We start from the raw sequence: 3320 nt of genomic DNA on the forward strand, positions 1-3320 counted from the left end.
CCGCACGCGCTGCGCCACCTGCTGGCCGGCCTCGACTACCAGGAGACGATCAACTTCAGCTTCGTCGAGGAGCGCTGGGAGCATGAGCTGGCCGGCAATGCCGACCCGATCCGCGTGCTGAACCCGATCGCGAGCCCGCTGTCGGTGATGCGCTCAAGCCTGCTCGGCGGCCTCGTCAACGTGCTGCGTTTCAACCTGGCGCGCAAGACCACGCGCGTGCGGGTGTTCGAATCGGGCCGCGTGTTCCGGCGCGATGCGTCGGTCGCCAACGGCGCCTTCAGCGTGGCCGGCATCGCGCAGCCGCTGCGCGTCGCGGGCCTCGCGTACGGCCCGGTCGATGCATTGCAGTGGGCGGCAAAGGAACGCCAGGTCGACTTCTTCGACGTGAAGGGCGACATCGAATCGCTGCTCGCGCCGCTGGCGGTCAGCTTCGTCGCTGCCGAGCACCCTGCGCTGCACCCCGGCCGTTCGGCGCGCATCGAGATCGACGGGCAGGCCATCGGCCACGTCGGCGAATTGCACCCGAAGTGGCGGCAGTCGTACGAGCTGCCGCACGCGCCGGTGCTGTTCGAGCTCGACGCCTCGGCGCTGCAGCAGCGCCTGCTGCCGCAGTTCCAGCCGATCCCGAAGCAGCAGTCGGCTTGGCGCGACATCGCGGTGATCGCCGGCGAGCAGGTCACGCACGAGGCGCTGATCGGCACGATCACGGCGGTCGACCCGGGCCTGATCCGCTCGGCGCGGCTGTTCGACATCTACAAGCCGGCGACGCCTGCGGCCGACATGGCCGCCGGCGAACGCAGCCTGGCCATCCGGCTCGAGCTGCTGGACGACGCCGCGACGCTGACCGACGAGCGCATCGAAGCCGGCGTGCACAAGGTGCTGGACAGCCTGAAGGCCCGCCTCGGCGTGCGCCTTCGCGGCTGAGGGAGGCCGCCATGGACGACCACAACGACGACAAATCCCCGGCCCGCGTGCTGCTGCCGACCCTCGAGACGCCGACGCTCACCAAGGCCGAACTGGCCGAGCTGCTGTTCGAGCGGCTGGGCCTGAACAAGCGCGAATCGAAGGACATGGTCGAGGCTTTTTTCGACATCATCCACGGCACGCTGGTGAAGGGCGAGGACGTGAAGCTGTCGGGATTCGGTAATTTCAACATCCGGCGCAAGGCGCCCCGGCCGGGGCGCAACCCCCGGACCGGGGAATCGATACCGATCAAGGCCAGGAATGTTGTAACTTTTCACGCCAGTCACAAACTGAAGGGAGTTGTGCAGGGCGACATACCGGCGGGTGACGACTTCGAGTAAAGTCTTAGCTTTCTCTCTCGAACTCCTTGATTTCAATGGAGAAAGCGCTTCCCGCCATCCCTGCCAAACGCTACTTCACCATTGGTGAGGTCAGCGATTTGTGCGGCGTGAAGCCGTACGTGCTGCGCTATTGGGAACAGGAGTTCACGCAGCTCAAGCCGATGAAGCGCCGCGGCAACCGGCGCTACTACCAGCACCACGAGGTGCTGCTGATCCGGCGCATCCGCGAGCTGCTGTATGAGCAGGGCTTCACGATCAGCGGGGCCCGCAACCGGCTCACCGAGCTGGTCCATTCGCGGGCTTCGTCGTCTTCGCTGGCATCGCTCGGTGCGCCGGACGGCCACGATGCAGAGCTCGATGGTGAAGCGGATGCCGAGCTCGATGCAGGCGGTCCCGATTCCGAATTGCCGCTCGATGCCGCACCCGAAGACGCGCCCATCCCTCAACCGGTGGTGATCGTCGACGAGGTGTCGCTGACGCAGATGCGCGAAGAGCTGATCTCGATCCGCCACCTGCTGGTGGCCTGACCGGAACCGCCGGATTTCCACGCTATACTGCGCGGCTTACGTCGGGGTGTAGCGCAGCCTGGTAGCGCACTTGCATGGGGTGCAAGGGGTCGCGAGTTCGAATCCCGCCACCCCGACCATAGAGATCGAAGCCATACCGGCTGGTCCCCACCAGCCAGCACGCAGAAAAGCCCACTGAGGTCTGACTTGAGGTCCAACTCAAGTTGAAGCTCAGTGGGCTTTGTGCTTTTCAGATCTCTCCGCGTGACCACCCGCGCGACCCTCCGCGCGACCGAACACCCGCTGCAGCAGCACGCCGTGTTCCCGGCGCCCCGGTGCGCCGCTCAACCCGAGCTGGCGGATCGCGCCGATGACGCGCACCGCTTCGAGCAGGCTGGAGGTCTCGATCAACCGGTAGACGCGGTGATCGCTGTCCTCGACGCCGAAGACCATCTGCACGCCGTCGGGTCGGCTGGCCACGTCGATGGTGTCGAGGGCGTTCATCAGGGCTTCGTCTTCCAGGGGATGGAGGCCATCGGTGATCAGGCGGCTGCGCATGGTGCAAGAGAGGTCGGACTGCTGAGGACGCGGACGATGTTCGGACCGAGCCGCCGCGCCTTCCATCGGCGCCTTCCGACCTTCGCGTAGGAGCAGATCCCTTTCAGCACGGGTCGCTGGCCAGCCCCCCTGCGCGGCGCGTCATCGGCTGGCCGCGGAGGCCGCCGGTGTCGCCGCCTCGGCCGCTGCCGGCGCGCTGGCCGACATCGTCGTCGGCGCCCCGTGCTGCAGCGCATCGGCCGTGCTCGCGGCCATGCCGGCCGGCAGCAGCGGCACGATCAGCAGCGCGACGATGTTGATGATCTTGATCAGCGGGTTCACCGCCGGCCCGGCCGTGTCCTTGTAGGGGTCGCCGACGGTGTCGCCGGTGACGGCCGCCTTGTGCGCGTCCGAGCCCTTGCCGCCGTGGTGGCCGTCCTCGATGTACTTCTTCGCGTTGTCCCAGGCGCCGCCGCCGGTGCACATCGAGATCGCGACGAACAGGCCGGTGACGATGGTGCCCATCAGCAGCCCGCCGAGCGCGGCCGGGCCGAGCAGCATGCCGACCGCGATCGGCACGACCACCGGCAGCAGGCTCGGGACGATCATTTCCTTGATCGCCGCGGTGGTCAGCATGTCGACGGCGCGGCCGTACTCGGGCTTGCCGCTGCCGTCCATGATCCCCTTGATGTCGCGGAACTGGCGTCGCACCTCCTCGACGACCGAACCGGCCGCGCGGCCGACGGCCTCCATCGCCATCGCGCCGAACAGGTACGGGATCAGCCCGCCGATGAACAGCCCGACGATCACGCGCGGCTCCGACAGGTCGAAGCTCACCGTCATGCCGCGCGCTGCCAGCGCGTGCGTGTAGTCGGCGAACAGCACCAGCGCGGCCAGCCCGGCCGAGCCGATCGCATAGCCCTTGGTGACGGCCTTCGTGGTGTTGCCCACGGCATCGAGCGGGTCGGTGATG

Annotated in this window: 5 protein-coding genes and 1 tRNA gene; 4 read left to right on the forward strand and 2 right to left on the reverse strand. The window is 67.6% G+C overall.

All coding sequences use genetic code 11. The annotated features are described in order from the left end of the window. The 4 genes from AC1D01_RS26280 to AC1D01_RS26295 form a co-directional block, all read left to right on the forward strand. Nucleotides 1-924, forward strand: a 924-nt coding sequence (locus tag AC1D01_RS26280) for a phenylalanine--tRNA ligase subunit beta-related protein (protein ID WP_477871609.1), incomplete at its 5' end; no start/stop codon positions are given. 11 nt (nt 925-935) lie between these two features. Then, nucleotides 936-1304 carry an integration host factor subunit alpha gene (locus tag AC1D01_RS26285; RefSeq protein ID WP_047511799.1) on the forward strand — a complete coding sequence of 123 codons (369 nt, stop codon included), beginning with the start codon at nt 936-938 and terminating at the stop codon, nt 1302-1304. 35 nt (nt 1305-1339) lie between these two features. Then, nucleotides 1340-1831 (forward strand): MerR family transcriptional regulator, encoded by a 492-nt coding sequence (locus tag AC1D01_RS26290; RefSeq protein ID WP_477871611.1) that lies wholly within the window; start codon nt 1340-1342, stop codon nt 1829-1831. A 42-nt stretch (nt 1832-1873) separates the two neighbouring features. Then, nucleotides 1874-1950 (forward strand) — tRNA-Pro (locus AC1D01_RS26295). Nucleotides 1951-2041: 91 nt separating this feature from the next. Here AC1D01_RS26295 and AC1D01_RS26300 read toward each other — a convergent pair. Both AC1D01_RS26300 and AC1D01_RS26305 read right to left on the reverse strand, forming a co-directional pair. Next, nucleotides 2042-2368: a hypothetical protein gene (locus tag AC1D01_RS26300; protein ID WP_477871613.1), complete on the reverse strand. Its 327-nt coding sequence runs from the start codon at nt 2366-2368 to the stop codon at nt 2042-2044. Nucleotides 2369-2509: 141 nt separating this feature from the next. Next, a partial coding sequence (locus AC1D01_RS26305; RefSeq protein ID WP_477871615.1) for a sodium/proton-translocating pyrophosphatase occupies nt 2510-3320 on the reverse strand: 811 nt, incomplete at its 5' end.

The organism is Rhizobacter sp. P3_B12 (genome assembly GCF_056402895.1).